We start from the raw sequence: 25,290 nt of genomic DNA, 5'->3' as shown, positions 1-25,290 counted from the left end.
GTGCCGTGGGCATCATCTTTCTCTTGGCTTCCTGATTGTTCAGCGCGTGAAGGGTGGCGTTAGCATTCAACCCGGCTCCCACCATGACCGCCCAGCCCACCACCATTGATGTCTATCTTGCCCGTGCCGCAGCTATCCACATCAGGTTAGCCCCGCGCCTGCTCGTTGCGGTGCTGGTCTGTGCTGCGCTGGCTGTTGCAGCGTGGCGTGGTGGTGATTCCCAAGTCGGTGACACCGTCACGCATTTTGGAAAATATCGATGTCTTCAATTTCCACCTGAGTGATGACGACATGGTCAGCATCGCTACCCTCGACCGTAACGAAAGCGCGTTCTTCTCCCATCGTGATCCGGCCAGGGTGAAGTGGCTGAGTGGCGTGACGTATCCCACCTGATAACCTGCTCTTCAGGGATGTACTGGCCGCCTGCTCATCCCTCCGGGCGCGGTTCAGTCCGCTGCCGGGCAGTGCTCGCGGATAAAAATATTGAACGGCGTGCACTCCTCCGGCTTGCTGCGCTCGAAGTGTCGGGCCAATAAAGCGCCCCATCTGCCGGTTGTCCGGCACCACATAGGCAATCCGGCCACTGTCTGGCAGATCGGTCACCAGCGTGATCACCGGAAGACGGTGCGACAGCGGACAACGCATGCAACTGGCCCAGATGAGAGGTAGTGGATGACGTGTATAGAAGGAATTTGGCCAGTTAATACTTCTGTATAAGATATCGTTTTAAATTTTTATTTTTTGAATACGATTTTTTATCGGGATGAAAGGATACACAGAAAATGCAGGCGGGGATAAAGAGAATGGGCTATATGGTATTGGGGCTGACTAAATGAAAAAAGCCACCTAACAGGCAGCTTTCTCAACAAATGTTCAGGTTGTTTTATTAAACAACACGAACCTTGTTTGCGCATGGACCTTTTTGGCCCTGGCCAATATCAAACTCCACCTTCTGACCTTCGATCAGAGTGGCGAAACTGCCACCTGCCAGAATTTCAGAATGGTGTACAAAAAGATCTTTGCTGCCATCATTCGGAGAAATAAAGCCAAAACCTTTATCGGAATTAAACCACTTAACTGTACCTTCGTTCATACTGTACTCGTCTTCATAAGGTGAGAATTAATAAGTCTGTTTTCACTATCACCATTACGAAAACAGATAACAATTGCCAACATTTTTAGCATCGCTAAAAGTGTTTCACCGCAAAATCTTTATCACTACTACATAAGAAATAGGAAGGGTCTTGCAGCACTGCCAGACAGAAAATTCTATCTTCCGGAAATATTTTTTCGGAAGAAGTACTAGGTGTCACTCGATTGCAGAACGACACCATACCCTAATTACTACTGAATTGATAACTTTATTATTGTGGGGGCTGAAAACTACCTTCGGATGATGTGCGGGTTAGCTTAGAAAAAGTGTCAACACCATTGGAAAGTCACTCCTAAAATTGTTGTAATTCAACACTATTATCATTTTTATCCATCATTGCGGATGGTGAAAAAATAAATTTTCTTGCCGTTTTTTTAGCGATTTATTTTAAATAAAAATGAGGAAGTGTTTTTTCTCATGTTTTGATATCGAAAGATTGTGAACCACCCCGAGTTTTGCGGAGGCGGGTCTGTCAAACGAACTGTGTAACTGCTCCCTTTCAGAGTGCGGCCAGCGGCACGCGCTCCTCCCCAAACATCACCTGAAAACTCTGTAGTGCCGGTTTCCAGTGATGAATAGCCTTCCAGTTCTTCGATGCTTCGCGGATAGCCAGAAAGAGTGACTTGAGTGCCGAATCGTCGTTCGGAAAAATGCGCCGATTACGTGTCAGTTTCCGCAGGCTCATGTTCAGGGATTCGATGGCGTTGGTCGTGTAGATCACTTTCCGGATCTCCGGCAGGAACTGGAAGAACGGTATGATGTTGTCCCAGTGACCGCGCCACAACCGCACCACCGCCCGATATTTCTCACCCCAATCGCTCTCAAAGTCATCCAGTTCGCGCACGGCTTCGTCCGCTGTCGCCGATGTGTAAATTCGCTTCAGGGCACCCACAACGACCTTGCTGTCTTTGGTGTTGACATAACGCAAGCTGGCGCGCACCAGATGCACAATACACAGCTGGGTCAACGTTTTCGGAAACACCGCGTTGACCGCTTCCGGCAACCCCTTCAGGCCGTCCATACTGGCGATGTAAATATCCTGCACGCCACGATGACGCAACTCCGTCAGCACCGACAACCAGAACTTCGCCCCTTCGCTTTCGGCCAGCCACAGACCCAGCACTTCTTTCTCGCCGCGCAGATTGACGCCAAGCACAACGTGCGCTGACTTGTTCACCACCTGCTTGTTGTGCTGTACCTTGACCACCAGACCATCCAGCCAGACGATGGGGTAAATCGCTTCCAGCGGTCGCGTCTGCCACGCTTTGGCTTCCTCCAGAACCGCATCAGTAACCTGGGCGATGAGTGTGTGCGAAATCGTCACACCGTATAAGTCCACCAGCGCACTCTCGATATCACGCGTGGTCATGCCCTTGGCGTACAGTGTCAGGATCTTGTCTTCCATCCCCGCCAGCCGAACTTGCCGCTTCTTGAGCAGCTGTGGCTCGAAGCGGCCTTCTCGGTCGCGGGGAGTCTCTATGAGCAAGTCGCCGACATCACTCTGCACCGTTTTACGGCTCTTGCCGTTACGGGTATTGCCCCGCTTGGCACCGGGCTCGGCTTTGTCGTGGCGGTCGTAGCCAAGGTGGTCGTCCATCTCGGCTTGCAGGCTGCGATTGATCATGTGTTGCAGCATCTGGGCGTACAGCTTGCTGACATCCTCCGGGGTCTTACATTCCTGAGTCAGCTCATCCAACATCTCTGGCGTTAGTGCCATGTAACTGCTCCTCGCGGTGTTCCCGCATCATCCCATAAACGCAGTTACACAGTTCAATTTACAGACCCGCGGAGGCTGGTTGGTTTGAGTCAAGCCGCAATGGCCTGACTCCCGAGGTTGCGGTAGTAGTTTGCCTCAGCTTCTGCCGGTGGAATATAGCCAAGTGGCTCAAGCAGCCGCTGGTGATTGAACCACGACACCCAATTGAGGGTCGCCAGTTCCACCTCTTCCAGGCTGCGCCAGCGGCGCCGGTGGATCACTTCGGCCTTGTACAGACCGTTGATCGTCTCTGCCAGCGCGTTGTCGTAGCTGTCGCCCTTGCTGCCCACCGATGGCGCGACCCCCATCTCAGCCAGCCGCTCGCTGTAACGCAGCGACACATACTGCGAGCCCCGGTCGCTGTGGTGGATCAGCGCGTTCCGCTCTGGCCGTCGGGCGTATAGCGCCTGCTCCAGCGCATCCAGCACGAAGTCGGTGCTCATGCTGCGGCTCACGCGCCAGCCGACAATGAAACGCGAGAATACATCCACCACGAAGGCCACATACACGAACCCTTGCCAGGTCGAAACATAGGTGAAATCCGAGACCCATAGCTGGTTGGGGCGCTGGGCTACGAACTGCCGATTAACCCGATCCAGCGGGCAGGGCCTGCTTTCATCTCCATGGGGGGTTCGCACCGCCTTGCCCCGGCGTACGCCATGCAGTCCTAAACGCTTCATCAATCGCTCCACCGTACAGCGGGCCACGGCAACGCCCTGGCGCTTGAGCGCACGCCACACCTTGTCAGCACCGTAGACCTGCAGGTTCTCTTCCCAGACCCGCCGAATGTCGTGGCTGAGCGCCTCATCGCGCTTGTCTCGGCGGCTGCGCAGGTCCGGCTGACGTTGTCGTGCAACATGGCGCCGGTAAGCGGACGGGGCAATCTGCAGAACCTTGCAGAGCGGCTCGACCCCGAACCGCGCCCGCTGTTGGTCGATGAACGATCTTATGACTTGAAGCGGCGGTCGAGCTCCGCCTGGGCAAAAAACGCGCTGGCCAGACGCAGGATCTCGTTGGTTTTGCGCAGCTCCCGCACCTCGCGCTCCAACGACCTGATCCGCTCCTGCTCGCGAGTGGTCAATCACGCTGACCCGTATCACGCTCATACTGGCGCACCCAGTTACACAACGTCTGTGGGTTACAGCCTATCTTGCTGGCGATCGATACGATCGCAGCCCACTGAGACTCATGCTCACCGCGCTGCTCAAACATCATCCGTACCGCACGCTCACGGACTTCAGGGGAAAACTTGCTGTTCTTTTTCATGGCTCCATCTTCTCAAAAGTTGGAGCCTCCGCGAAAGCCGGGGCGGTTCATTGTCCTACGAAATCGTAGTCGAGCCTGCTCGTTGGGTGTGCAGTTTTTCTGGTGAGAGTGACACTGCTTCAATATCAGTTTGAACTGGCTCAGATGGTAGAAAACGTGCTTCTCAGAATTCGGGTTGAAACCCGATTGAGCCTTTATCAGTGGACCATGGAGCCCGCTTTTTCGTTTCTGAAATAGGTGCATGAATGACTTTGATCAGCTACGGCAACTGCACGCCAATCTGCCCAGATACCGTGACGATCAACGGGCCGAACTGGCCCCTCAGGTAGACTCGCAATTTGCAGGGATAGAGCCTGTAGCTCAGAAAGGTGCCTTCCGGCGCGGTCTGGGACTGGTGTGGTTCAGACGGGGCAGCCTTGGGGCAAAAGATTGGGATAAATGGGGAAATATGAGGAAGGCTTGGCGGTGGTGAGGGGAAAAGCCTTATTGATTTACCCGGCACGAATCAGTTCGATATCCGTAGCAATATTGTGGTTTTGCACGCTGACATTTCTTGCGTTTCAGTAATGCTCAAAAACGCAGAACTCAGGATTTACGCAGGCTGGAGGGCACCACACCCTTCATTTGACGGAAGCGGTTGGTGAAATGGCTGGATGAACTAAAGCCACATTGCAGGGCGATATCGGTGAGCGGCAGGCTGGAATGGCGCAGTAATTGTTCGGCGCGCAGCAGACGCTGCTGCATCACATACTGGTGTGGGGCCATGCCCTGACTCTGTTTGAACATGCGGGCGAAGTGATATTCGCTGAGGTTGATCTGCCCGGCCAGCTCACCGAGCTGCAGGGGCTGATCAAGATGGGCATCGATATAGGCTTTGATCTGCGCCAGCTGATAAGGCGACAGGCCGCCGCGCACCTGCAGCGCCTGCCACTGAAACTGGGTGTAGTGACGGACAATGTGGGTCAGCAGCAGCGATGCGGCGCTGCTCAGGGTCATGCGGTCAGCCTGATCCTGCCAGTGGCTGGCCAGCAGGAAGTGGCGATAGAGCGCAGCGATCTGCGGGTCGTCGGCAAAGATATGCTCATCGACGCTGAGCGCAGCCGGGCTTTTGTCCCAGGTTTTCTCGGCGATGTCGCGCAGATGGGCATCGGTAAAGTAGAAGTGCACAAACGACAGCGACTCGCGGATATGCCAGGTGGAGGCATACCCTCGCGGCATCAGGCACATGCGATCCGGCGCGCCGCCATTACGCCAGCCGTGAGGGGTTTTCAGGTAAGACTCATAACCATCGGCCACATAGAGGCTGAGGGTGTGATGGTTGGCTTCATCGACCACTACCAGATCGTCATGGTTGGTCCATGAGGCGAGGCCGACACCGTTATCCAGATGTGTGGTGTCGATCAACTGTGTCTTGTGCTGCTGCAGGTTCTGAAAAACCTGATAGGTATTGGACACGGTGCTGCTCCGGTGTCGTTCGGCGTTCTGAAACAGGACGAGGGGCCATGGTAAACCCCTGACCCGGTAGCGCCAAGGCGGCAGGTGGGTAGCCTGCAAAAAAAAGCGCAAGAATATGCAATTCCAGCGCAAGTAACGGCAATGATGGCTGCTGCGTGCTGGCAGATAATGGTTATCCAAAAATGCAGTTTTCAGGATGCCTGACCATGAATGCCATGCTCTATGCCATCACCGTGCTGATCTGGGGGACGACCTGGATTGCGATTGCCATGCAGACCGGGGATGTGCCGGCCCCGGTTTCAGTGTTCTACCGTTTTGTACTGGCCGCCACTGTGCTGATCAGCGTGCTGGGGCTGACCGGGCGACTGAAGCGCATCGGTGGTCGCGATCATCTGTTCTGTATCCTGCAGGGCATGTGTGTGTTCTGCTTCAACTTCTACTGCTTCTACAGTGCCAACCGCTATATCAACAGTGGTCTGGAGTCAGTGCTGTTTTCCATGGCCATTCTTTTTAACGCCATCAACGGCGTCATTTTCCTCAAACAGCGTATTACCCCGCGGCTGATGCTGGCCAACGGTCTGGGCATCATCGGCATTGTCAGCCTGTTCTGGCGTGATCTGAACCCGGCACAGATGAATGCTGATGTACTGCTCGGAATCGGCCTGTGTCTGCTTGGCACCTATGGCTTCTCGCTGGGCAACATGATTACCGCCCGTCATCAGCGCAACGGGCTGGATCTGCTGTCGACCAACGCTTACGCCATGACCTACGGCGCCATCACCATGCTGGTAGTGATTATGGTTACCGGAGCACCTTTCCGTATCGATACCAGCCTCAGCTATCTGGGGGCGCTGGTGTATCTGGCGGTGTTCGGTTCAGTGGTGGCGTTCGGTACCTACTTTGCGCTGGTCGGTCGCATTGGTCCCGGGCAGGCGGCCTATGCCACTGTCATGTTCCCGCTGGTGGCGCTGACCATTTCCACCCTGTTTGAGGGCTATAGCTGGAGCACCTCGGCCATTGTAGGTCTGCTGCTGATCCTGTCCGGTAATGCGGTGATGTTCTACAAGCCCAGAGCCAGAGTGGCGGTCGCTGTGGCGAGTAAACCCGCCTGATGGCTGAGTAGCGCGAGATCCTGATCTGCCCGCAGTCGGAAAACACGATTTGCGAAGTGCAGGGCGCTTGTCGTGTCTCCCTGCCAACCCCAAGAACTTTGTCGTTGCTAGTTACTTGTCGTTGTCAGTTACTTGTTGTGGCCAGTCACTGACAACCCAGGTGCAGATCGTCGGACGGCCTGAAGTGTGGGCATGCGGTAGTCGGTCAACCTGACACGGACAGAAGCAACGTCCACATTTCCCGGCTGAATAGTGATCAGAGTAGGTTTCAACAGCCTGACTCTGCAGGAGACGACGATGGCAAAGGTGATGGTGATTTATCACAGCGGTTACGGACATACCCAGAAGCAGGCCGAGGCGGTGTACGCCGGTGTCGGCTCGGTAGCGGGCATTGAGGCGGAGCTGGTCGCGATCAGTGCGGAAGGCGAACTGCCTGAAGGCAGCTGGGAGAAGCTGGAAGGGGCGGATGCCATTGTGCTCGGATCGCCCACCTACATGGGCGGCCCCTCATGGCAATTCAAGAAGTTTGCTGATGCCTCCAGCAAGCCCTGGTTCGGTGGCCTGTGGAAGAACAAGCTGGCGGCAGGCTTTACCAACTCGGCATCAATGAATGGCGATAAGCTGTCGACGCTGCACTATATGTTCACGCTGGCCATGCAGCACGGCATGGTCTGGGTGGGGACCGGCATGATGCCATCTAACACCAAGGCTGCCAGTCGTAATGACCTCAACTATATGGGCTCGTTCAGCGGCCTGATGGCGCAGTCTCCCGCTGACTCATCACCGGATGAAGGCCCGCTGCCGGGCGATCTGGAAACCGCCAGAGCCTTTGGCGTGCGGGTGAGCGAGACAGCATTGCGCTGGGTGGGCTAACCCCGGGCCTCACTCTGCCAGCCTTGCCGGGGTTACTCGGCAAGGCACATCAGATTGGGTGTGAAGTCACCACGCTCAACCACCCGAATACAGGCCTCGACCACCTTGGGGTCAAGTTTGCTGCCACTCATCTGTCTGATCTGATTAAGCGCGACCTCTGTGCCCAGCGCCGGCCGGTAGGGGCGGTCCGATGACATCGATTCGACAATATCGGCGACCGACAGAATGCGTGCCTCCAGCAGGATGTCATCACCCTGCAGGCCCTGCGGATAACCGGAGCCATCCAGACACTCATGGTGTTGACGGATGATGTCGGCGATGGGCCAGGGGAAGTGGATGTGTCGCAGAATCCGATAGCCAACCTCCGGATGCTGCTTGATCAGATTGAACTCGGCTTCATTCAGCCGCGCTGGCTTGGTAAGAATTTCCGCCGGAATCTGGATCTTGCCCAGATCATGGACGATGGCACTCAGATAGAGACCGTGTAGTCGTTCCTGCTCCAGCCCCAGCTCCCTGCCGATCAGCATGGCCAGCTCGGCAACGTGGGTCTGGTGGCCTGCGGTGTAGGGGTCGCGCTGTTCAAGTACCGCGGCGATAGCGGCCAGCGCATCTTCCATTGCCTTTTCCATCACCTTCGATTGCTCGGCGCTGCGACGTAATGAGGCTTCATAGGCTTCTTTGGTGCGGCGTGACTCCAGGCCGAACTGCAGGTTATCGACCAGTTCAATAAACAACTGCTCTTCTTCCGGGCCGAACGCATCGTCGACCGGGGCAAAAACCGCTATGACTCCCATGCTGGTCTCATCCAGCCGCAGTGGCAGGGCAATCACCGAACTCAGGCCGCAATGTGCATCGGGCTGGCTGGCGGTACAGCCGGATGAGCTGCGCAGATGGCTGAGGATGACAACCTGACCCGATCTGGCACAGCTGATGATGGGATTGCAGTCTGGCAGTTCTGCCTGCCAGCTTTTTTCCAGACCACTGGTGCACTGACGTGCAACGCCGGCACTGGTGATCAGATGAATAGCGGGGGACGTGCTGCGGGTATCGACGCGATAAAGGGTGGCAAGACTGTAGCGGTCACGCTGCACCATCGCCTCACATACCTGATGCAGCAGATGTGCGGAGGAGGATGATTTGACCAGCGCCTGATTACAGGCGCTCATGGCCTGCAAGGCCCAGGTCTGCCGCCTCAGTGCCTCCAGGTTTTGTCTGCGCTCGGTCACGTCCCTGAACATGGCGGCGATGCCGATGACCTTGTTATGGTCGTCGTAGAGGGCAAATTTGATCGTTTCTACCCAGAATGTCTGGCCATCCTGTTCATAGGGTTCTTCATAGAGGTGCTCTTTGCCTGAGGCCATGATCAGCCGGTCGTCAGCCCGGTATCGGGCGGCCAGCTCAGCCGGGAAAAAGTTCAGGTCGGTGCGGCCTGCCATCTGCTCCTTGCACAGGCCGAAGTCGTCGGCATAACGCTGATTGCAGGCTATGTAAACCGAGTGGGTGTCTTTCAGCAGCAGCCGGTGGGGCAGCCGGTCCATCACCTGCAGATAGAGCGTGAAAACCTTTGCGGTGACGGTACTGGGTTCGTCGCTGTGCAGAGCCATTTCGTGCAGTGGGTGATTCATGGCAGCCTCTCCCGGTTAAGGTGCATCAGGCATGTGATAACCCTGCTGGCTGAACAGCTGCAGGCAGGCATCCACGATGCGTGGGTCATAAAGTGTACCGCTGCCGAGTTTGAGGCGAGTCATTGTCTCCTCCTGGCTGTAGCTGCGACGAAAAGGGCGGTGAGACAACATGGCTTCCACACTGTCAGCAACGCGCAGAATACGTGCCTCAAGCAGGATCGCATCGCCTTGCAGGCCGCTGGGGTAGCCACTGCCATCGTAGTTTTCATGATGTTGCAGTGCGATCCGGGCGATGGGCCAGGGGAAGTCGATATCCCTGAGAATGTCGTAGCTGGTCTGGGCATGGAGTTTGACCAGATCAAACTCCTCTCTGGTCAGGCGGCGTGGCCGGGTCAGTATCTCTGAGGGTGTCTCAATCTGACCGATGTCATGCACCACCGAGACCAGCAGCAGACCCTCAAGCTGATCATCATTCAGCCCCAGCATCTGCCCCAGACGCAGGGCCAGATGCTGGGTGCGCTTCTCATGGCTGGCGGCGGAGCGGTCGCGCGACGCCATGGCCCGCGACAGTGAGCTGATGGTTTGCACCAGCGAGGCTTTCAGTGACTGCTCCGCACGCGTGGTCTCGGTGATATCCACCAGCGCAGTGATGGTGCCGCTGGCCTTGCCGTTCAGATCAAAAAACAGGTTTTTGTGGCACAGCATCAGCCGCTCGGCACCGCTGCTGTCGAGGCCGCGCAGAGTGAACGGCGGCAGGTGGCCATCCTGCAGCAGCTGTTGTTTGTACGCCAGATTACGATTGAACCAGTCAACCTCTGGAAACTGCCCGACCGTCTTGCCGGCTATCTCACCCTGCTGAAGACCTGTCAGCTGGCTGAAGCTGGCATTGCAGCCCAGTAAAGTGCCATCAATCTCGGAGTAGTAAACCGCGATGGGGATGGCGTTCAGCAGCGCACTGTTGAACTGCCTGGCCTGTGCCGCCTCTGCTCTGGCGGCCTGGTTTTCGCGCTCGTAGTGATGCTGCAGCTTCTCACTGTCGCGGCACAGTTTGATGGATTTCGACAGGTTCAGCAGGATGGGGCTGAACATGCCCAGCGGCAGCGCGGGAGGGGAGTGGGTAAACATCAGCCACAGGCTGTGCTGACTGTCGATGGGCAGATGCAGAATACTGCCCCGGGCGGGCAGCCTGTCGTGCAGTTCTCCGATCAGACGGATGTCCCTGATCCATTGACTGTGCGCGCTGAACAACGAGTCGGGGAGGGACAGGCAGAGCTGATCAGTCTGCTGTTGCAGAGCAAAGTTGCCAATCACCTTGAGCAGGGTACAACGGCGCACCCCGAGGTTGCTGGTGTCGGGGTGATGCAGTACCAGCCCTGTCGGGCTGGCAGTGTGAAACATGAAACGCTGCAGGCATTTGGTCAGCAGCGCATCAAGGGTAATTTCCCGACCGATGGTCAGGGCCAGATCATAGACCACGGCCAGTGCTTGTTCCTGTTGCATCTAGCCTCTCCAGGCAATGCCAAGCAGGCAGGCATTCTGAAAAACCGGGTAGCCGCCATCGGTGGGTGAGCCGATTTCACCCAGCGACAGCGCACCGGCCAGTGCGCGCGGCCCGGCTTTGTCAGTCAGGCGTGCCAGTTCCGTAGTGGCGTGCTCCTGAAAGTGCAGTCGCCGCCCGGCACAATAAAACAGCAGGAGCGGCAGCCCCTGCCCATCGCCCGGTGGTGCATCCAGTTGTGTGATGAGCTGTGCAGCACTGTCGCCGGGAACCTGGGGAGCCTGTAACAGCATCAGCAGGGAGTTCTCCGGCACCTCACCGACACAAAGCAGGGCACCATCCTCTGTCAGTTCAACAGGGATGCGTATCAGCACATCGCCATTCAGCCGGGAAATGCCAAAGGGGAAATGCACCCCAAGAGAGTAGAAGTTGTCGCGGGTGATTTGCATACCGTGCTGCTGGCGAACGATGTCCTGATAGGCGCTGAAGGCATTCTGCCAGTTAATCTGCTCCACCTTGTTGCCCCGGCTGGACGTTGCTGTCATTACCCGCTCAGGTACGCAGTAATCATGTCGCAGGGCATAGTCGAGTGGCTGCGGCAGGACCAGGCATAGCACGGCATCACGGACAAACTGGGAGGAGTCGAACAGGCATGGCAAGGGCAGAAAGGTTTCACTGCCAGCATTGGCACCCAGGTATCTGACGCTGTCAGCAAAGTGCTGGAACAGATGATCGAGCACGGAGGCAATGCAGGGTATCAGTCCATCAAACAGCAGCATCAGGGTGGGGGGTATTGGGCTGCTGTGCTCCAGGGCTGGCTGCAGGGCATCAATCAGCTGTGCAGCTATCTGCACCGGCTGATCAGTATTGAAGGTGGTTAGTTGCCAGCGTGTGCCTGACGGCAGGGGAATCAGCCAGCAGCCACTGTCGATAAACGCCGCATCTTTCACCAGCATCGGGAATATGGCGCCCACACAGTCCATGCCCAGCTCACGGCATAGGGCCTGCAGCTCAGCAACATGCGTGCGTTCATGGTCAGGCACCAGCAGCAGTAAGGTCTGGCCTGGGTGACGTTGCTGGCAGTTCAGCAGACAGGGCGTCAGGGTGTCAGGCACCAGCGACGGGCAATAGACAAAGGTGCTCATGCAGCCCTCCAGAGCCAGGAAAACTAAATATATGTTCTTAAAGTCATTTTAGACAGGATAATGAGTATGGTCAGTCTGTTTATTCGTCAGATCTAATTTAGTTGATCTGGATCAATGTGCAGATTTAAAGACGAGAATTCGTGCTTTTTGGCGCCTTTGGTGATGTTGTCTACACTACTTGGTCATGCCTGACGCTGGTCTGCTTTTGAGTGGGAAAAGTTGGCGTTATTGGTGCTGACACGGTTAACCCTGTTCCGGCCTCTGGCCTCTACACTTGTCGTGATCGGTAATTTTTATCTGCAGACGTGTTGTCTGGCAGCATCACCCGAGAACAGTTAATAACAATGGTTGTTGAGCAGGATTGGATGACCAGTCGTCTGCAGCTAACCGAAGCAGGGATAGTTTGCTACGCATGCGGATAAGGTGACCGTAACCCATGAAATGGCATAACGCCCGGGGATTGATGACCAAAGCCGTTGGCCTGAGCTTTTGTATCGGCCTGCTGCTCAGCACATTGCTGGTGCTTGAAGTCCGTCAGAACAACGCTGAGCGTCTGGATCGCTCAGTGGAAGAGCTGGGCGACAATGTGGTAGAGCAGGTGCTGGAGCGGGTGCATCTGTATGAGTACGGCTTGAGTGCCACCCGCAGCCTCGTGCTGACTGCCGGTGAACAGGGGCTGAACCGAGAGCTGTTCCACCGCTACATCGGTACGCGTGACTTTGCCGGGGAGTTTCCGGGGGCGCGTGGTTTCGGTATTGTTCGCCGGGTGCCTGCCAGTGCCGTTGACACGTTTGTCGACGCGGCCCGTCTCGACGGCTGGCCAGACTTTGCACTGCATGAATTGTCAGCGAATGACGATACCCGCTATGTCATTCAATATATCGAGCCGGTGCAGCCCAATATTCAGGCGGTTGGTCTCGATATCGCCTCCGAGCGCAATCGTAAAGCCGCGGCAGACAAGGCGCTGGCAACCGGTGAGGTCCAGCTGACAGGGCCCATCACACTGGTGCAGGCGACCGGCAGCCCGCTGCAGTCCTTTCTCATCCTGATGCCCATCTATCGTGATCCCGCTACGCCCGCCACTGAGGCTGAACGCCTGTCGAAGGGCTGGGGCTGGAGCTACGCGCCTTTGCTGATGACCGATGTGCTGGCCGGTCTGGAGCTTGACCCTGACAAGCTCCATCTTGAACTGTTCGACGTTACTGATGTGAGCAAGCAAGAGCGTTTCTACAGTTCCGACGATCTTGATCTGCGCGATACCCACCCCTGGCAACGACAGCATGAAGTGTTTGGCCGGCAATGGGAGGTGCGTGTCAGCGTGCGACCAGCTTTTATTGCCGGGTTGCATCTGCCATCACCCTGGTCGGCGGGTTCTGTGTGTCTGGGGTTGAGTGCCTTGCTGTCTGCGTTGCTCGGGGTGGTGAACCTCAACCGGAAAAATCGTGAGCGTACCATTGAAGATCAGGCACGCATGGCAGCGATTGTGGCCAACTCCGCCGATGCCATTATCGGCAAAACGCTGGAGGGCGTGGTGATCAGCTGGAACAGAGGGGCTGAACTGATATTTGGCTACTCCGCCGAAGAGGCCCTTGGCCGTCCACTGATTGATCTGATTGTGCCGAAACAGCGGCGTAAGGAAGAGCTGGATATCCTCAGTACCATTGCGCAGGGCAGGATCGTGCCAAACTTTGAGACCCGGCGGCAGCGCAAGGATGGTTCGCTGGTGGATGTCTCCGTGACAGTCGCACCCATTGCTGATGCTACCGGCAAGGTGGTGGGAGCCTCAAAAACCCTGCGCGATATCACCCTGCAGAAGGAGGCTGAACAGCGTATCCATGAGCTGAACGCCTGGCTCGAACATGAAGTGGAAGTCCGTACCAGTGAGCTGCAGTCTGCCCGAGACCAGCTGCTGATGGCCTCGGATATTGCCCAGCTGGGTATCTGGACCTGGCTGCCGGCATCCAACAGGCTGGAGTGGAACACCAAGATGTTTGAGCTGTACAGCCAGCCACTGGTGCTCAAGGAGGGGGGGCTCAGTTACAGTCACTGGCGTGAACGGGTTCACCCCGATGATGTCGCCGCGACAGAGTCTCTTCTGCAAAATGCGCTGGCAGGTCAGGGCAAGTTTGACACGGTGTTCCGCATTCTGCTGCCTGACAATGACGTTCGCTACATTCAGGCCGCAGCCTATATTGAATGGGGTGAGGATGGCCTGCCGCTGCGGCTGACGGGGATCAATCGTGATATTACCGCAGAGCAGGAGCTGGAAGGCTGGCTGCGGCGTGCCAAGGAGCAGGCGGATCAGGCCAGCTCGACCAAGTCTTCCTTTCTGGCCAACATGAGCCATGAAATTCGCACGCCGATGAACGCTGTGCTCGGCATGCTGGAGCTGGTGCGTCAGACTGAACTCACCGCCAAACAGCGGGACTACGTAAGCAAGGCACACATTGCCGGCCGCTCCCTGCTGGGCCTGCTCAACGACATTCTGGATTACTCCAAGATTGATGCTGGCAAGCTGGAGCTTGATCCCCAGCCCTTTGATCTGGAGGCATTGCTGCAGGAACTGGCTGTCGTGCTGACAGGCCTTCTGCATAAGCCCGACGTCGAGCTGATGTTCGATATCGATCCCTATTTCCCGGCAAGTCTGATGGGTGACAGCCTGCGCCTGCAACAGGTACTGACCAATCTTGCCAGCAATGCGGTGAAGTTTACCGAGTGTGGGCAGGTAGTCATCCGGGTGCGGCATGAGATGACCAGTCATCAGTCTCTGCACTTGCGGGTGGAAGTTGAAGACAGTGGTATAGGCATCAGCCCCGAGCAGCAGGAGCGTATCTTTGAAGGTTTCACCCAGGCCGAAGCGTCAATTTCGCGGCGCTTTGGCGGTACCGGGCTGGGGCTGGTCATTTCCCGCCATCTTATCCAGATGATGGGTGGTACGCTGCAGCTGGAAAGCGAGCTGGGCCGGGGTAGCCGGTTCTGGTTTGACGTTGAGCTGGCTGTCCCCGAAGGGGTGCCGCTGGCGATGAGCAAGCCTGCTGCAGTCCGACGGATCTTGCTGATAGAAGACAACGCCGTCTCCCGGCAGGTCATGGTGGCCATGTTGCAGCGCCTGGGCTGGCAGGTCACGGAGGCTGCCAGTGGTAATGATGGCCTCGCAGCGGCGCGCCAGACGCTGGAGCAGGGCGGTGAGTTTGATGCTGTGCTGCTCGACTGGTATCTGCCTGATCTGGACGGTGTCGCCGTGGGCCATGCCCTGAAGGCGTTACCCTGGGCTGACAGGTGCCCTTCCATACTGATGATTACCGCGTATGGTCAGGAGCATCTGAACGCGGTGATGTCGTTGCCCAATTGTCCCTTCACTGATTACCTGAGCAAGCCGGTAACCCCCCAGCAACTGGTCAGCACCGTTGATCTGGCCGTCAATGGCGGTAAAGCCATACCGCAACCTTCTGCCATTGTGCATAAACCAAGACTGACCGGGGTGCGTATCCTTATCGTTGAGGACAATGCGTTCAACCGTCAGGTGGCTGCAGAGCTGCTGATCAATGAGGGGGCCGAGATCAGACTGGCGGTGGATGGTCAGCAGGGTATTGAGGCGGTGCATGAATATGCTGATCAGCTGGATGTGGTACTGATGGATGTGCAGATGCCCCGCGTTGACGGGCTGGAAGCAACCCGACAGCTGCGGGCGGACGGACGCTTTGCCCGTCTGCCGATTGTTGCCATGACGGCTAATGCGTCTGGCGCTGATCGTGAAGCCTGTCTGGCCGTGGGTATGGATGCTCATCTGGGCAAGCCACTGGATATCGAAGCGATGGTCGCGACCATCAGTACGATGGTGGCAGAGCATGTGGCAAAGCCGGTGAAGGCCGCCACTCCCAAAGAGACAGGGCTTGTGCTGACAGATGATTCGGAGGATCCGATTCTGAGTCGATTTGGCGGAATGGGCGATCTCTACCTCAGTCTGTTGCCCGGTTTTCGCCAGAACTCAGCGGAACTGCTGCAAAAGTTGCGCATTTACGTCGCGGACAGGCAGACAGACGAAATCAAAGCGGTACTGCATACCCTCAAGGGCTCGTCAGGCACCATGGGGGCGATGCTGTTTTCTGCCCGGATGGCCGCTCTGGAAAAGGAGTACAGGCATACTGAGGCTGGCTTCAGCCTGACGATGGCGGCGATTGATCAGCTGCAGGAGGAACTGGAGCAGGAGCTGCAGCAGCTTCAGCAGCTGGCTGCCCGCTATGTAACGGGCCAGAACGCGGTAGTGCAGGAGGGGCTGTGGACAGAAGAAGAGTGGCGTATCCATCTGCGCTCGCTCCGTGAGTTACTTGATACCAGCAATATGCGGGCACTGGAGCACATCGACCTGTTTCCATTGGGGCAGATATCCGGTCAGGAAAACCGTATTCACATCAATGAGGTGTTGCAGCGGGTGCGTGATCTGGACTTTTCAGGTGCAAGCCGACTAATCAGCGCCATACTGGAGGACATGTAATGCTCAATCATCTGTTACAGGTGCTCCCTTTTTCTGTGGGTACGTTACGGCTGCTGATTGTCGATGATCAGCAGGTGAACATCCGGGTGCTGCATGAAATCTTCAAGCAGGACTATGAGGTACTGATGGCCATGAGCGGTGAGCAGGCCATTTCCATCTGCCGTGGGCAACAACCTGATCTGATCCTGCTGGATGTGGTGATGCCCGGTATGAGCGGTCATGAAGTCTGCAAGGTACTGAAGGCCGACCCGGCTACTCGTAATATTCCCATCATCTTTGTCACCTCTCACAGCGAACCCGCCGAGGAAGCGCTGGGTTTTGATCTGGGCGCGGTGGATTTCATCACCAAACCGATCAACCCGGTAACGGTCAAAGCGCGGGTGCGCACCCATCTGGAGCTGAAATTACAGCAGGATTTACTGCGCTCCATCGCGCTGATCGATGGCCTCACCGGGGTCGCCAACCGCAGCAAGTTCGATGATGATCTGGCACTGGCATGGCGCCGCTGTCTGCGGGAAAGTTCTGCCATGTCGCTGCTGATTCTCGATGTGGATTATTTCAAGTTATTTAACGACGCTTATGGTCATCCCGTCGGGGACAACTGCCTGAGGCAGGTAGCTCAGACCATGAAGAAACAGCTGCGCCGGCCCAGTGATCTGGTGGCACGTATTGGTGGAGAAGAGTTCGCCTGTATCCTGCCATTTACCGATCACGACGGTGCCGTCAATCGTGCTGAGGCGATGCTGGATGCCGTGCGTGAACTGGGCATCATGCACCGGGATTCGGCGATCAGTGACACGGTCACCGTCAGTATTGGTATTGCAACGCTGGTGCCCAATGAAGCGCTGAGTGCTGAGCATCTGCTTAACAGCGCCGATCAGGCCCTGTACAAAGCCAAGCGTCAGGGTCGCGATCAGCTGGTCAGTGTGATGCTCTGACGGTGCTGCGTTGTCAGCGGTGCGGTTCACTGCGTTCACCGGCACCCTACCTCGGGATCACTACGGCGTAGGGTGCTGGTGAGGCACGAACCGCACCGAACTCTGCAACGCCAGAAGCCCTCTCAATCAGTGAGGCCAGTGTTTGCCTGCCAGCAGCGGTGCGGTTCACTGCGTTCACCGGCACCCTGCCTCGGGATCACGGCGGCGTAGGGGGGCTGGTGAGAGACGAATCGCACCGAACTCCGCAACGCCAGAGGTTCTCTCAATCAGTGAGACGATTGTTATGCCTGCCACCGTGGTGCGGTTCACTGCGTTCACCGGCACCCTGCCTCGGGATCACGGCGGCATCGGGTGCTGGTGAGGTACGAACTGCACCGAACTCCGCAACGCCAGAAGCCCTCTCAATCAGCGAGACGATTGTTATGCCTGCCACCGTGGTGCGGTTCACTGCGTTCACCGGCACCTAACCTCGGGATCACTACGGCGTAGGGTGCTGGTGAGGTACGAACCGCACCGAACTCCGCAACCTCCGAATACCTTCAGACAATGGCGTCTTCTGCCTGATACCTATGGCTTGAGGCAGTTACGATGCCAGTCGTTCGCGTGGGTCCCGTGGATAGAAGTTCTCGGCCAGCGCATCCTGATGCTGCAGCTGACGGGTGTTCTTGTAGGGCATCTTCATAAAGCCGGATACCCCCAAACCCCGGATCAGCGGAATACAGGACAGAATGCGCTGCAGGGCACCGGCAAAGTCCTGTTCCCGCTGCTTATCCAGCAACACGTAGTAACTGTGAATTTTCAGATGGGTGGGCAGGGCCTCGAAGATCAGCAGGCCGGTGTGGTGGATGTCGTTGAGGAAGGTGATTTCGCGCATGATTTCCTGCGGTAACTGCAGAAACTCATCAGGATCCTGGCCGTCTTCAAAATAGGAGTGATTGCGACTCTTGTCCTCAACCTGTGGTGCGGTGTGCACCTCATAGGGAATATGCATACCCGGCAGAGGGTGAAAGATATCCTGCTCACTGGCGCGTTCCACGTGCTGGGTGACGCGGGCGTTGAACATACAGCATTTGAATACGCCGACCCTGCGGATAGCACGGGCGAGGGTCACCATATTATTGACCGCAATAATGAAGGAGTGCTTCAGCGCCTTGTTGTAAAGGTTGAGACTGGAGTCGATAAACACGCCGCTCTCTTCCCAGCGAATCGCCAGCCCGCCGACGATGGGGAATTTCCCCAGACGACTGACGGCGGCCAGCAGGGCGCGCTCGGTGTCACCCATGCCGTGCATGAAATTCTTGTAGTACTTCTCCAGCTCAACGTCGTTGACTGCAGCCAGATAGTGATCGGCGTTTTCTTCCCGCAGAAAGCTCTTGCGTGAGGAGTACACCACGGTGTCGATATCGCGGTCCTGATCGTAACTCCAGATTGGAATCAGCGGTTTGGGGGGCGCGCTGGGCAGATCGGGCAGCACCAGCTTACTCATGTACTGCATATTGCGCAGAAAGTAATCCCCGGCCTGCTGCCGACTGGCAAATTCACCGGCCAGCATGGCCTGCAGCATCAGCGCAAATTCTTTAGGCAGCCCCAGTGCCGTGGCCGGAATGGCACGAAAGCCATAGCGGCAGGACTGGCCGGAGGCCAGCGCATAGAGGGTGCCAGCCACACCCTGCTCATCGAAACGGGGCGAGCTGAGCCCGCCGTTCAGCTGTTCGTCACCGATAAAGTAAACATCTCCCAGCTTGGCATTGGTGTGCTGCATATCCTGACCGAGCATGCCAAAGGCACCACCTCCCACGGGCTGGCCGCTTTCATCCAGCTGGGCAAAGACACTGGAGCCCCAGTCAATCAGGCGGATTTCCTCGCTGACCGGGTCAAAGACGATATTGGATGGCTTGATATCACCGTGTACCACCGGCGCACTTTCGCCAGCACGTTTGAACTGGCGCAGCGCCTTCAGCACTTCGGCCAGCTGCGCGGCAATCCTGACCACCAGACGCGGGCTCAGACGTCCGGCCTTGAGCAGATACTGTTCCAGATCTTCGCCCTGAGCGCGCTCCATGATCAGTACTGACTGCTTGCGAATCTTGCTGTATTCACTGACGGCAGGAATGAAGCGGTGGCTGACCTGACTCTGCATCCAGGCTTCTTCTTCCAGCCGGTCCTGCACATGCTGCGGCAGATTGATACGTGAGAATTTGAACACATAGTCGGTGCCGCCACCGGAGCGGCCACCAAAGACGAAGCCATAGGCACCTTTGCCGATAAATTCGATGTCGCTGAAGCCCAGCTGCTCCAGCTGTTCCATACACAACCTGACCCAGTCTTTGATTTTCTGGGCATCCTGATGGCTCATCAGGTAAAGCGACTGCTCCTCGTTGATATAGAACTGCTGCAGGATGGGCTGGGTGGGCATGGGGCGGGCCTTATTATTGTTGGAACGTGTTCACGATCTGCTGCGTGCAGGATCCAGAACCTGTGGCGATAGCCGCCATTGTCGGCGCTTTCTGACACCTCCGTCCACCGCTGTTGCCTCACTCCATCAGCAGATATTCCAGAATAGCCTGCATCAGCTGATGTGCCTTGATATAGCGTGCTTCACTGACGCCCGACAGGGTGGCGGCATCCTGTACCCATTCGCCGGGAACCAGTTCATTGCCGCATTCATCCAGCAGGTCGGCAATAATGCTGGCCGTCATTTCCGGGTGGCATTGCAGGCCGATGACGCGGTCGCCCAGCTGGAACGCCTGATGGGCACAGGCGGCGCTGGAAGCCAGCAACCGGGCGCCTTCCGGCAGGTCGAATGTTTCCCCATGCCAGTGCAGTACCTCAATTTGGGGAGGGAAGATAAAGCAGTCTTCGTCGGTTCCCTGCTGATGAATGGGATACCAGCCAATTTCTGCCACAGGGTTGGCATACACCCTGGCCCCCAGTGCACTGGCAATCAGCTGCGCCCCCAGACAGACCCCTAACACCGCGGTTTCCCCTTGCTGGATGGCTTCACGCAGAAAGCGTTTTTCTGCAACCAGCCAGGGATAGCCTTGTTCATCGTTGACGCTCATGGGACCGCCCATGGCGATGATCAGGTCGAAATCCTGTGCCGGGGGCAATGTCGCATCCGCTTCAAAAAAGCGCACATAGTCGATGCTGGCGTCGTGCTGTTCAAACCAGTTTTCCATGGCACCGATGCCTTCAAAGGCAACATGTTGCAAAACCAGGACACGCATCAGTTAGCTCTCCGTAGGGATGGGTTCACGATGTTGCTGACCCTCGCCGGCGAGGTCGTGAACGCGTTCATAGCAGTGAATTCGGCTCATTGGGCACTTCGCCAAGCATAGTCGCAGTTGGGCTGACGGTCTGCTTTTTGCTTAATAATTTTTTACTGTGAGGAAAAGGAGGCAGGCATGACGTTCATGGCGAGCTGGATCAATTCCCGCTATCAGTCGCTAACCAACAGTGATGCAGAACCCAGCTGGCAGGACGCACTCTGCCGCGGTGAGATTGACAAGGCCCTGCTGCTGGGGGCTGAACAGATGCCGCAAGCCTTGCGCGACAGGCTGCTGAGCACCACTGCGTCCGATGAACGTGCTGGTAGTCAAAGTGACATGGCCATGCCCGTGCTGGTGCAGCGGCTGCAGGCATTACAGCGTCATGGGCAACAGGCACTCACTGTGCTGTCGTCTACCCTTGGCGAGATTGAGGCGCGCACCGCCGAACAGCATGCCTTTGTTGAACGTACACGCGGCTTTTTGCAGCACAGCGGTGACAACGCCAGGGCGCTGCGCACTGAAATAGAACAGGAGCTGGGTGAGACTAACCGGCTGTTCTCCAGCCAGTTTGCCGACTTGCAGGCTCTGATTAACGAGCGTTCATCCGGGGCGCTGTCCGTGATCAAGTCTATTGAAGACATAGGCAAGACGGTTCAGCTGCTGTCTATCAACGCGGCTATCGAAGCTGCCCATGCAGGAGAATCGGGGCGGGGTTTTGCGGTGGTGGCCAGCGAGATTCGCGATCTGGCCATGCGCACCCAGTCCAGCACGCAGGAAGCCTACCAGCAGATGGATCTGGCCATCGTTAGTGACCGGCTGGGGGCGATACTGAACAGTTCCGATCATCAGCTGGGCGAGCTTGCTGTGCAGGTCAAGCAGTCACTGGACAGCATCAACCATCTGCTTGATGAGATCAGCGGCTCGCTCAATGAGGTGGACAGCAACAACCGGATTATCGAGGCAACACTGGGCTTGAGCCACGGTGCGGAGCAGCAGGTCGCTGGTAAGAGCCAGTGGGGGCAGCAGTTGCTGGCCGACCTGTCCGGTGCTCTGCAAGAGCCTGGTCGTCACGGTGAGCAGCGTGTTGAGGGCGCCATTGAGCGTCTTCTGCATCTGGAGCATTTGCATACTGCCAAAGGGTTTGACCGGCTGCAGGCGATCAGACAGCGTGGCGAAATACGCATCGCCATTGAACCGGCTTTTGTCGGCGTGTCGTTTCACCCCAGTGCCAGCGCGCCGTTGCAGGGGCTTGATGCCGAGCTGGCGCAGGCCTTTGCCCAGTGGCTTGGGGTGAAATGCCGGTTTGTCGAGCACCCGTGGGACCGCTGCCTGCAGTTACTCGAAGCGGGGCCAAAGCGTGGTGAAGCTGAGGTCGATCTGGTGTGGAGCGCCATGCCACCGATGCCGGGCTACGATCAGGTGGCCTTTTCCCAGCCTTATGTATTCCTGCCCTATGTACTGGCCAAACGTCAGGGAGACGGGCGCATTGCCGGTCTTAAGGATCTGGAAAGCAAGGTTCTGGGCTGTATCAATGACCCTGCCGCCATGCAGGTGCTGGAGGATGCCGGCCTGCGCTGGGGCGCCAATCGTCATGTGACGGGTGGCAAGGTGCAGCTGGCCAATCTGCTGACCTATAACGATCAGAGCCAGATTCATGACTGTCTGGCCAACGGCGTCGTCGATGCTTTTGCGGTGGACCTGCCGATCTATCACTGGGCTTGCTACGGTGATGCCAGCCCATGGCGCGGCAAGATGGAAGTGCTGCCGGGAAATCTCAGCCCCGAGTTGTGGTTCTATTCTGTGGCGGTGGGCAGACTGGCAGGCAACCTGAGTCTGTTGCAGGCCATCAATGATTTTATCGGACATTATCGCCAGCAACGGGAATATCAGACCCTGATCAGCCGCTGGATGGGTACGGTGTACAACGATCCACAATGGCGTTTTGCCAGAGGGGTGGCGGATATCAAGGCGGTGGAAGCGCTGGCGGCAGCACAGTAGTACAGATCGTGAACAGGGGCGCAGCCGTTGCCGCTGCACCCGGGGCACAGCGGCGTCAGTGAAGCCACTGAACAGGCTGTTAAAGCTGCTCCACGAAACGTGCGGTATAGAGATTGATGCTGGGCTTGATGGCTTCGATCAGTGCTTTCTTGGTGACTTTCATAAACCAGGCCGCTTCTTTGGTTTGCAGCTGCTGGGCATAGTCGGCCAGTGTGGCATCAGGTACGTCGCGATAGGCATAAGCCAGGAACTGCACCCCCGGGCGGGATTCCAGATAGGTCTTGCTTTGCTCTTTCAGGCCATTGATCAGCTCAACCAGCCGGTCTTTGTCGATCAGTTTGTAGTCGGTCTTGCTCTGCACCTGTGTTTCCAGACCGCTGGCGATCAACTGCAGAATACTCGCCATCCAGCGCGAAGAATGCGTCAGGCTGTCCAGCTGATAGAGTGTGGCCACACGCTGCTGGCTGGGGATATGGTTCTGCATGGTGTTGAGGTAGTCGCGCATGGCTTCGCGGTGTTCAGGCAGGCTGGCTTCGGCCTCCAGCAATATCAGTCTGGCTGCCATGGGCGTGCGGGCAAAAGCCAGAGCACCCTGTGCGACCACCGGATCGTAATGCTGGACCAGATAGTCCTGCGCTACGGCAGACATCTGCTCCTTGACGAAAATGTCAGCAAACATCGCGGTGGTGGTGGCCTCTTCGGTCGCGACCGGCGGCTGGCTGCCGGGCAGATTACGCGACATGCGAATCAGCAGGCTCTTCTTGTCTTCCATGGCGATCAGGAAGTCATCGATATGGGAGGCGACAAACAGCTTCTTGACCGGGGAGCTGGGTGGGGGCGTCACTGCCTGTGCCTGACGAAGTGGTATCAGTACGGTGAGCCACAGCAAGATCACACCCAATGTCAGGAGCAGTGGCCAGCGGTTGGCGCTGCTTTGATGAGCAAAGCAGGCACGGGGTAAGAGCGGGGTCAGCATGTCCGGTTATCCATCTTGGCAGTCTGGACCAGCAGCGACAGCTGAAGCCGGTCACCCGGGCACAGGCTTCACTGTCGAAGTGGGAGCCCCAACCTTGGGGCATTACAAGTCACCTGTTCACAATCTGTTGTGTGCCGGCAGCCAGTTACGCTGCATATCGTGCTGGCAGCGGGATCATAAACAGGGTCTGAAGGTGGCCACGTTACATGCGTTCGGCGACATATACAATCAACAGGGTGGCAGGCACCAGCAGCACCTGAGCCAATAGCGTGCCAACAAAGCGACTCGCCACCAGCCAGGCGATGCCACGACGAAAGCGGGCTTCGGTCATGCGGTTGTCCATCACGTCGTCGGTCATCAGTGACATATGCGGGTCAACAAAAACGTACATCATGATGGTGGCAACGCCGTTGATGATGGCGGACAGGTTACTGGAGGTCATGCGCACGTCAGGGTTGATAAAACCGGCGTAGAGGGACGCCAGCACGCCGATGGTCCACAGGGCTGAGACGCCGATATTCATGGCGATCACTCTCAACGGCACTTCGCGGCTCTGCTTCATGCCGACAAGAATTTCGCGGGTGGGCAGGCGGGCCATTTCCTTCAGGCCATCCCAGTCGCTGTTGCGAATGGCATAGCCGATCAGGCTGGGTACTGAGCGGTGGTTCTGAAAATGCACTACCGCTGAGCTGAACAGCCGCTGGAAGGTGGGGATCAGCACTGCGCCCACCAGCGTGGCCAGCGCCGCCGAGGCCAGCAGCCAGCGAAAGTCGCCCAGCATGTCCTGACCCAGACCGGCATGAATGTTTTCTTCAATGCGTTTGGCCAGAAACGGCCCCTGAAAGGAGTTGGCGATGCGGGAGACCAGTACCAGCACGTTAAAGAGCGAAAAGGAGATGGCAATGCGGCGGGTGCGCACACCGGAAATGCGCACGGCAAATGCCAGCGTGCTGATCAGGTGGATGACGAAGGTCAGGGCACAGAGGAAGACGAGTTCGAGGTCCATGAAGCACCTTTGGATGGCGTAGCAAGCGCATACAGCGTCGCGCCGGTGAGGCTGATGTCGGCGACAGTGTAGCCGCTGTCACAGGAATAGATAGTCAGTGAAACAGTTGGCTGCATGCGTGAAGCAATATTCATCACTGACGACCGGGTAGCGTAAGGGAACCTGCCGTCAGGATGAGTCACAGATAACCGATCACTGTTCTGCTATGTCGCCCGGAAAATGGCAGTTGTGCAGAGCAGGGCTATGCTTAGGCAGTGCTGGCCACCGTTGTATGACAATCAGAGCCAGACTAATCAGTACCAGGGCAATCTACGTCACCCCTGGCGGGAGCAAGCATTATGTATCAGGGCAGCTGTCTTTGTGGCGCTATCACCTATGAAATACGCAGTGAGCCTCTCCGGGCCTCTCACTGCCATTGCACTATGTGTCAGAAGCAGCATGGTGCGGCATTTGCCACCTACGCCAATATTGCCCGGGAAGATCTGATCTATCTGACCGGGCAGGACAAACTGAAGACCTATCATTCTTCCGCGACGGCGTTACGCCGCTTCTGCAGTGACTGCGGTTCCAGTCTGGAATGGAGTGACCCACACCGTGCGCCGGACCGGGTGGCTATGGCCATGGGCACCTTTGATACGCCCTATATGCCGGAACATATCACCGACCTGCATCTGGATACCCGCGCCTGCTGGTTACCTTCGCTTTTGGATGAGACGGAATAACAC

At 57.0% G+C, this 25,290-nt stretch carries 17 protein-coding genes, 1 pseudogene and 1 other annotated feature; of the genes and pseudogenes, 7 read left to right on the top strand and 11 right to left on the bottom strand.

What is annotated here, in order from left to right; translation table 11 throughout:
- Window positions 1–180 precede the first annotated feature (180 nt).
- Complete coding sequence (locus QCD60_RS27135; protein WP_279790138.1) at window positions 181–393, top strand: aldo/keto reductase; 213 nt, start codon at window positions 181–183, stop codon at window positions 391–393.
- Between the two features lie 493 nt (window positions 394–886).
- Here QCD60_RS27135 and QCD60_RS27130 read toward each other — a convergent pair whose 3' ends face one another.
- The 4 genes and pseudogenes from QCD60_RS27130 to QCD60_RS27115 all read right to left on the bottom strand — a co-directional run bounded on the left by QCD60_RS27130 (window position 887) and on the right by QCD60_RS27115 (window position 5,630).
- Window positions 887–1,093: a cold-shock protein gene (locus tag QCD60_RS27130; protein WP_279790136.1), complete on the bottom strand. Its 207-nt coding sequence runs from the start codon at window positions 1,091–1,093 to the stop codon at window positions 887–889.
- A gap of 559 nt (window positions 1,094–1,652) precedes the next feature.
- Window positions 1,653–2,870 carry an IS256 family transposase gene (locus QCD60_RS27125; RefSeq protein ID WP_279784912.1) on the bottom strand — a complete coding sequence of 406 codons (1,218 nt, stop codon included), beginning with the start codon at window positions 2,868–2,870 and terminating at the stop codon, window positions 1,653–1,655.
- Between the two features lie 89 nt (window positions 2,871–2,959).
- Window positions 2,960–4,175, bottom strand: a pseudogene (locus tag QCD60_RS27120) (IS3 family transposase).
- Window positions 3,785–3,901: a sequence feature (AL1L pseudoknot), on the bottom strand. It overlaps the preceding pseudogene by 117 nt.
- Before the next feature lie 585 nt (window positions 4,176–4,760).
- The gene (locus tag QCD60_RS27115) at window positions 4,761–5,630 is read right to left on the bottom strand and encodes an AraC family transcriptional regulator (RefSeq protein WP_279790134.1); all 870 of its coding nucleotides are present in this window, start codon (window positions 5,628–5,630) and stop codon (window positions 4,761–4,763) included.
- Window positions 5,631–5,836: 206 nt separating this feature from the next.
- Between QCD60_RS27115 and QCD60_RS27110 the strand changes: the two genes are divergently transcribed.
- Entirely contained in the window at window positions 5,837–6,742 is a 906-nt protein-coding gene (locus QCD60_RS27110; protein WP_279790132.1) for a DMT family transporter, read from the top strand.
- A 297-nt stretch (window positions 6,743–7,039) separates the two neighbouring features.
- Window positions 7,040–7,615, top strand: coding sequence for a flavodoxin family protein (locus tag QCD60_RS27105; protein WP_279790129.1), 576 nt, complete (start codon window positions 7,040–7,042; stop codon window positions 7,613–7,615).
- 32 nt (window positions 7,616–7,647) lie between these two features.
- Here QCD60_RS27105 and QCD60_RS27100 read toward each other — a convergent pair whose 3' ends face one another.
- The 3 genes from QCD60_RS27100 to QCD60_RS27090 are packed head-to-tail and all read right to left on the bottom strand — an operon-like array spanning window position 7,648 to window position 11,883.
- Window positions 7,648–9,240 (bottom strand): HD domain-containing phosphohydrolase, encoded by a 1,593-nt coding sequence (locus QCD60_RS27100; protein WP_279790127.1) that lies wholly within the window; start codon window positions 9,238–9,240, stop codon window positions 7,648–7,650.
- 15 nt (window positions 9,241–9,255) lie between these two features.
- Window positions 9,256–10,740, bottom strand: coding sequence for an HD domain-containing phosphohydrolase (locus QCD60_RS27095; protein ID WP_279790125.1), 1,485 nt, complete (start codon window positions 10,738–10,740; stop codon window positions 9,256–9,258).
- Window positions 10,741–11,883 carry an FIST C-terminal domain-containing protein gene (locus QCD60_RS27090; RefSeq protein WP_279790123.1) on the bottom strand — a complete coding sequence of 381 codons (1,143 nt, stop codon included), beginning with the start codon at window positions 11,881–11,883 and terminating at the stop codon, window positions 10,741–10,743.
- A gap of 436 nt (window positions 11,884–12,319) precedes the next feature.
- Between QCD60_RS27090 and QCD60_RS27085 the strand changes: the two genes are divergently transcribed.
- Window positions 12,320–16,378 (top strand): CHASE domain-containing protein, encoded by a 4,059-nt coding sequence (locus tag QCD60_RS27085; protein ID WP_279790121.1) that lies wholly within the window; start codon window positions 12,320–12,322, stop codon window positions 16,376–16,378.
- Window positions 16,378–17,316, top strand: a complete 939-nt coding sequence (locus tag QCD60_RS27080; protein ID WP_279790119.1) for a diguanylate cyclase — start codon at window positions 16,378–16,380, stop codon at window positions 17,314–17,316. The genes QCD60_RS27085 and QCD60_RS27080 overlap by 1 nt, the downstream gene beginning before the upstream one ends.
- A gap of 583 nt (window positions 17,317–17,899) precedes the next feature.
- On the opposite strand, the gene QCD60_RS27075 is transcribed toward QCD60_RS27080, so the two are convergent.
- Both QCD60_RS27075 and QCD60_RS27070 read right to left on the bottom strand, forming a co-directional pair.
- Complete coding sequence (locus tag QCD60_RS27075; RefSeq protein WP_279790117.1) at window positions 17,900–19,732, bottom strand: protein kinase; 1,833 nt, start codon at window positions 19,730–19,732, stop codon at window positions 17,900–17,902.
- A 118-nt stretch (window positions 19,733–19,850) separates the two neighbouring features.
- Window positions 19,851–20,543, bottom strand: coding sequence for a type 1 glutamine amidotransferase (locus tag QCD60_RS27070; protein ID WP_279790115.1), 693 nt, complete (start codon window positions 20,541–20,543; stop codon window positions 19,851–19,853).
- Window positions 20,544–20,720: 177 nt separating this feature from the next.
- On the opposite strand from QCD60_RS27070, the gene QCD60_RS27065 reads away from it, so the two are divergent.
- Window positions 20,721–22,583 (top strand): transporter substrate-binding domain-containing protein, encoded by a 1,863-nt coding sequence (locus QCD60_RS27065; RefSeq protein WP_279790113.1) that lies wholly within the window; start codon window positions 20,721–20,723, stop codon window positions 22,581–22,583.
- A 79-nt stretch (window positions 22,584–22,662) separates the two neighbouring features.
- On the opposite strand, the gene QCD60_RS27060 is transcribed toward QCD60_RS27065, so the two are convergent.
- Window positions 22,663–23,559: a hypothetical protein gene (locus QCD60_RS27060; protein ID WP_279790111.1), complete on the bottom strand. Its 897-nt coding sequence runs from the start codon at window positions 23,557–23,559 to the stop codon at window positions 22,663–22,665.
- 202 nt (window positions 23,560–23,761) lie between these two features.
- Window positions 23,762–24,565, bottom strand: coding sequence for a lipid II flippase Amj family protein (locus QCD60_RS27055; RefSeq protein ID WP_110187687.1), 804 nt, complete (start codon window positions 24,563–24,565; stop codon window positions 23,762–23,764).
- 338 nt (window positions 24,566–24,903) lie between these two features.
- Here QCD60_RS27055 and QCD60_RS27050 point away from each other — a divergent pair, with 338 nt between their 5' ends.
- Window positions 24,904–25,287 carry a GFA family protein gene (locus QCD60_RS27050; RefSeq protein ID WP_279790106.1) on the top strand — a complete coding sequence of 128 codons (384 nt, stop codon included), beginning with the start codon at window positions 24,904–24,906 and terminating at the stop codon, window positions 25,285–25,287.
- Window positions 25,288–25,290 lie beyond the last annotated feature (3 nt).

Origin of the sequence: Pokkaliibacter sp. MBI-7 (assembly GCF_029846635.1) — a bacterium.
Lineage (GTDB): Bacteria > Pseudomonadota > Gammaproteobacteria > Pseudomonadales > Balneatricaceae > Pokkaliibacter.
The sequence above is the reverse complement of the archived record's forward strand: the minus strand, read 5'-3'. Positions and strand labels throughout refer to the sequence as shown.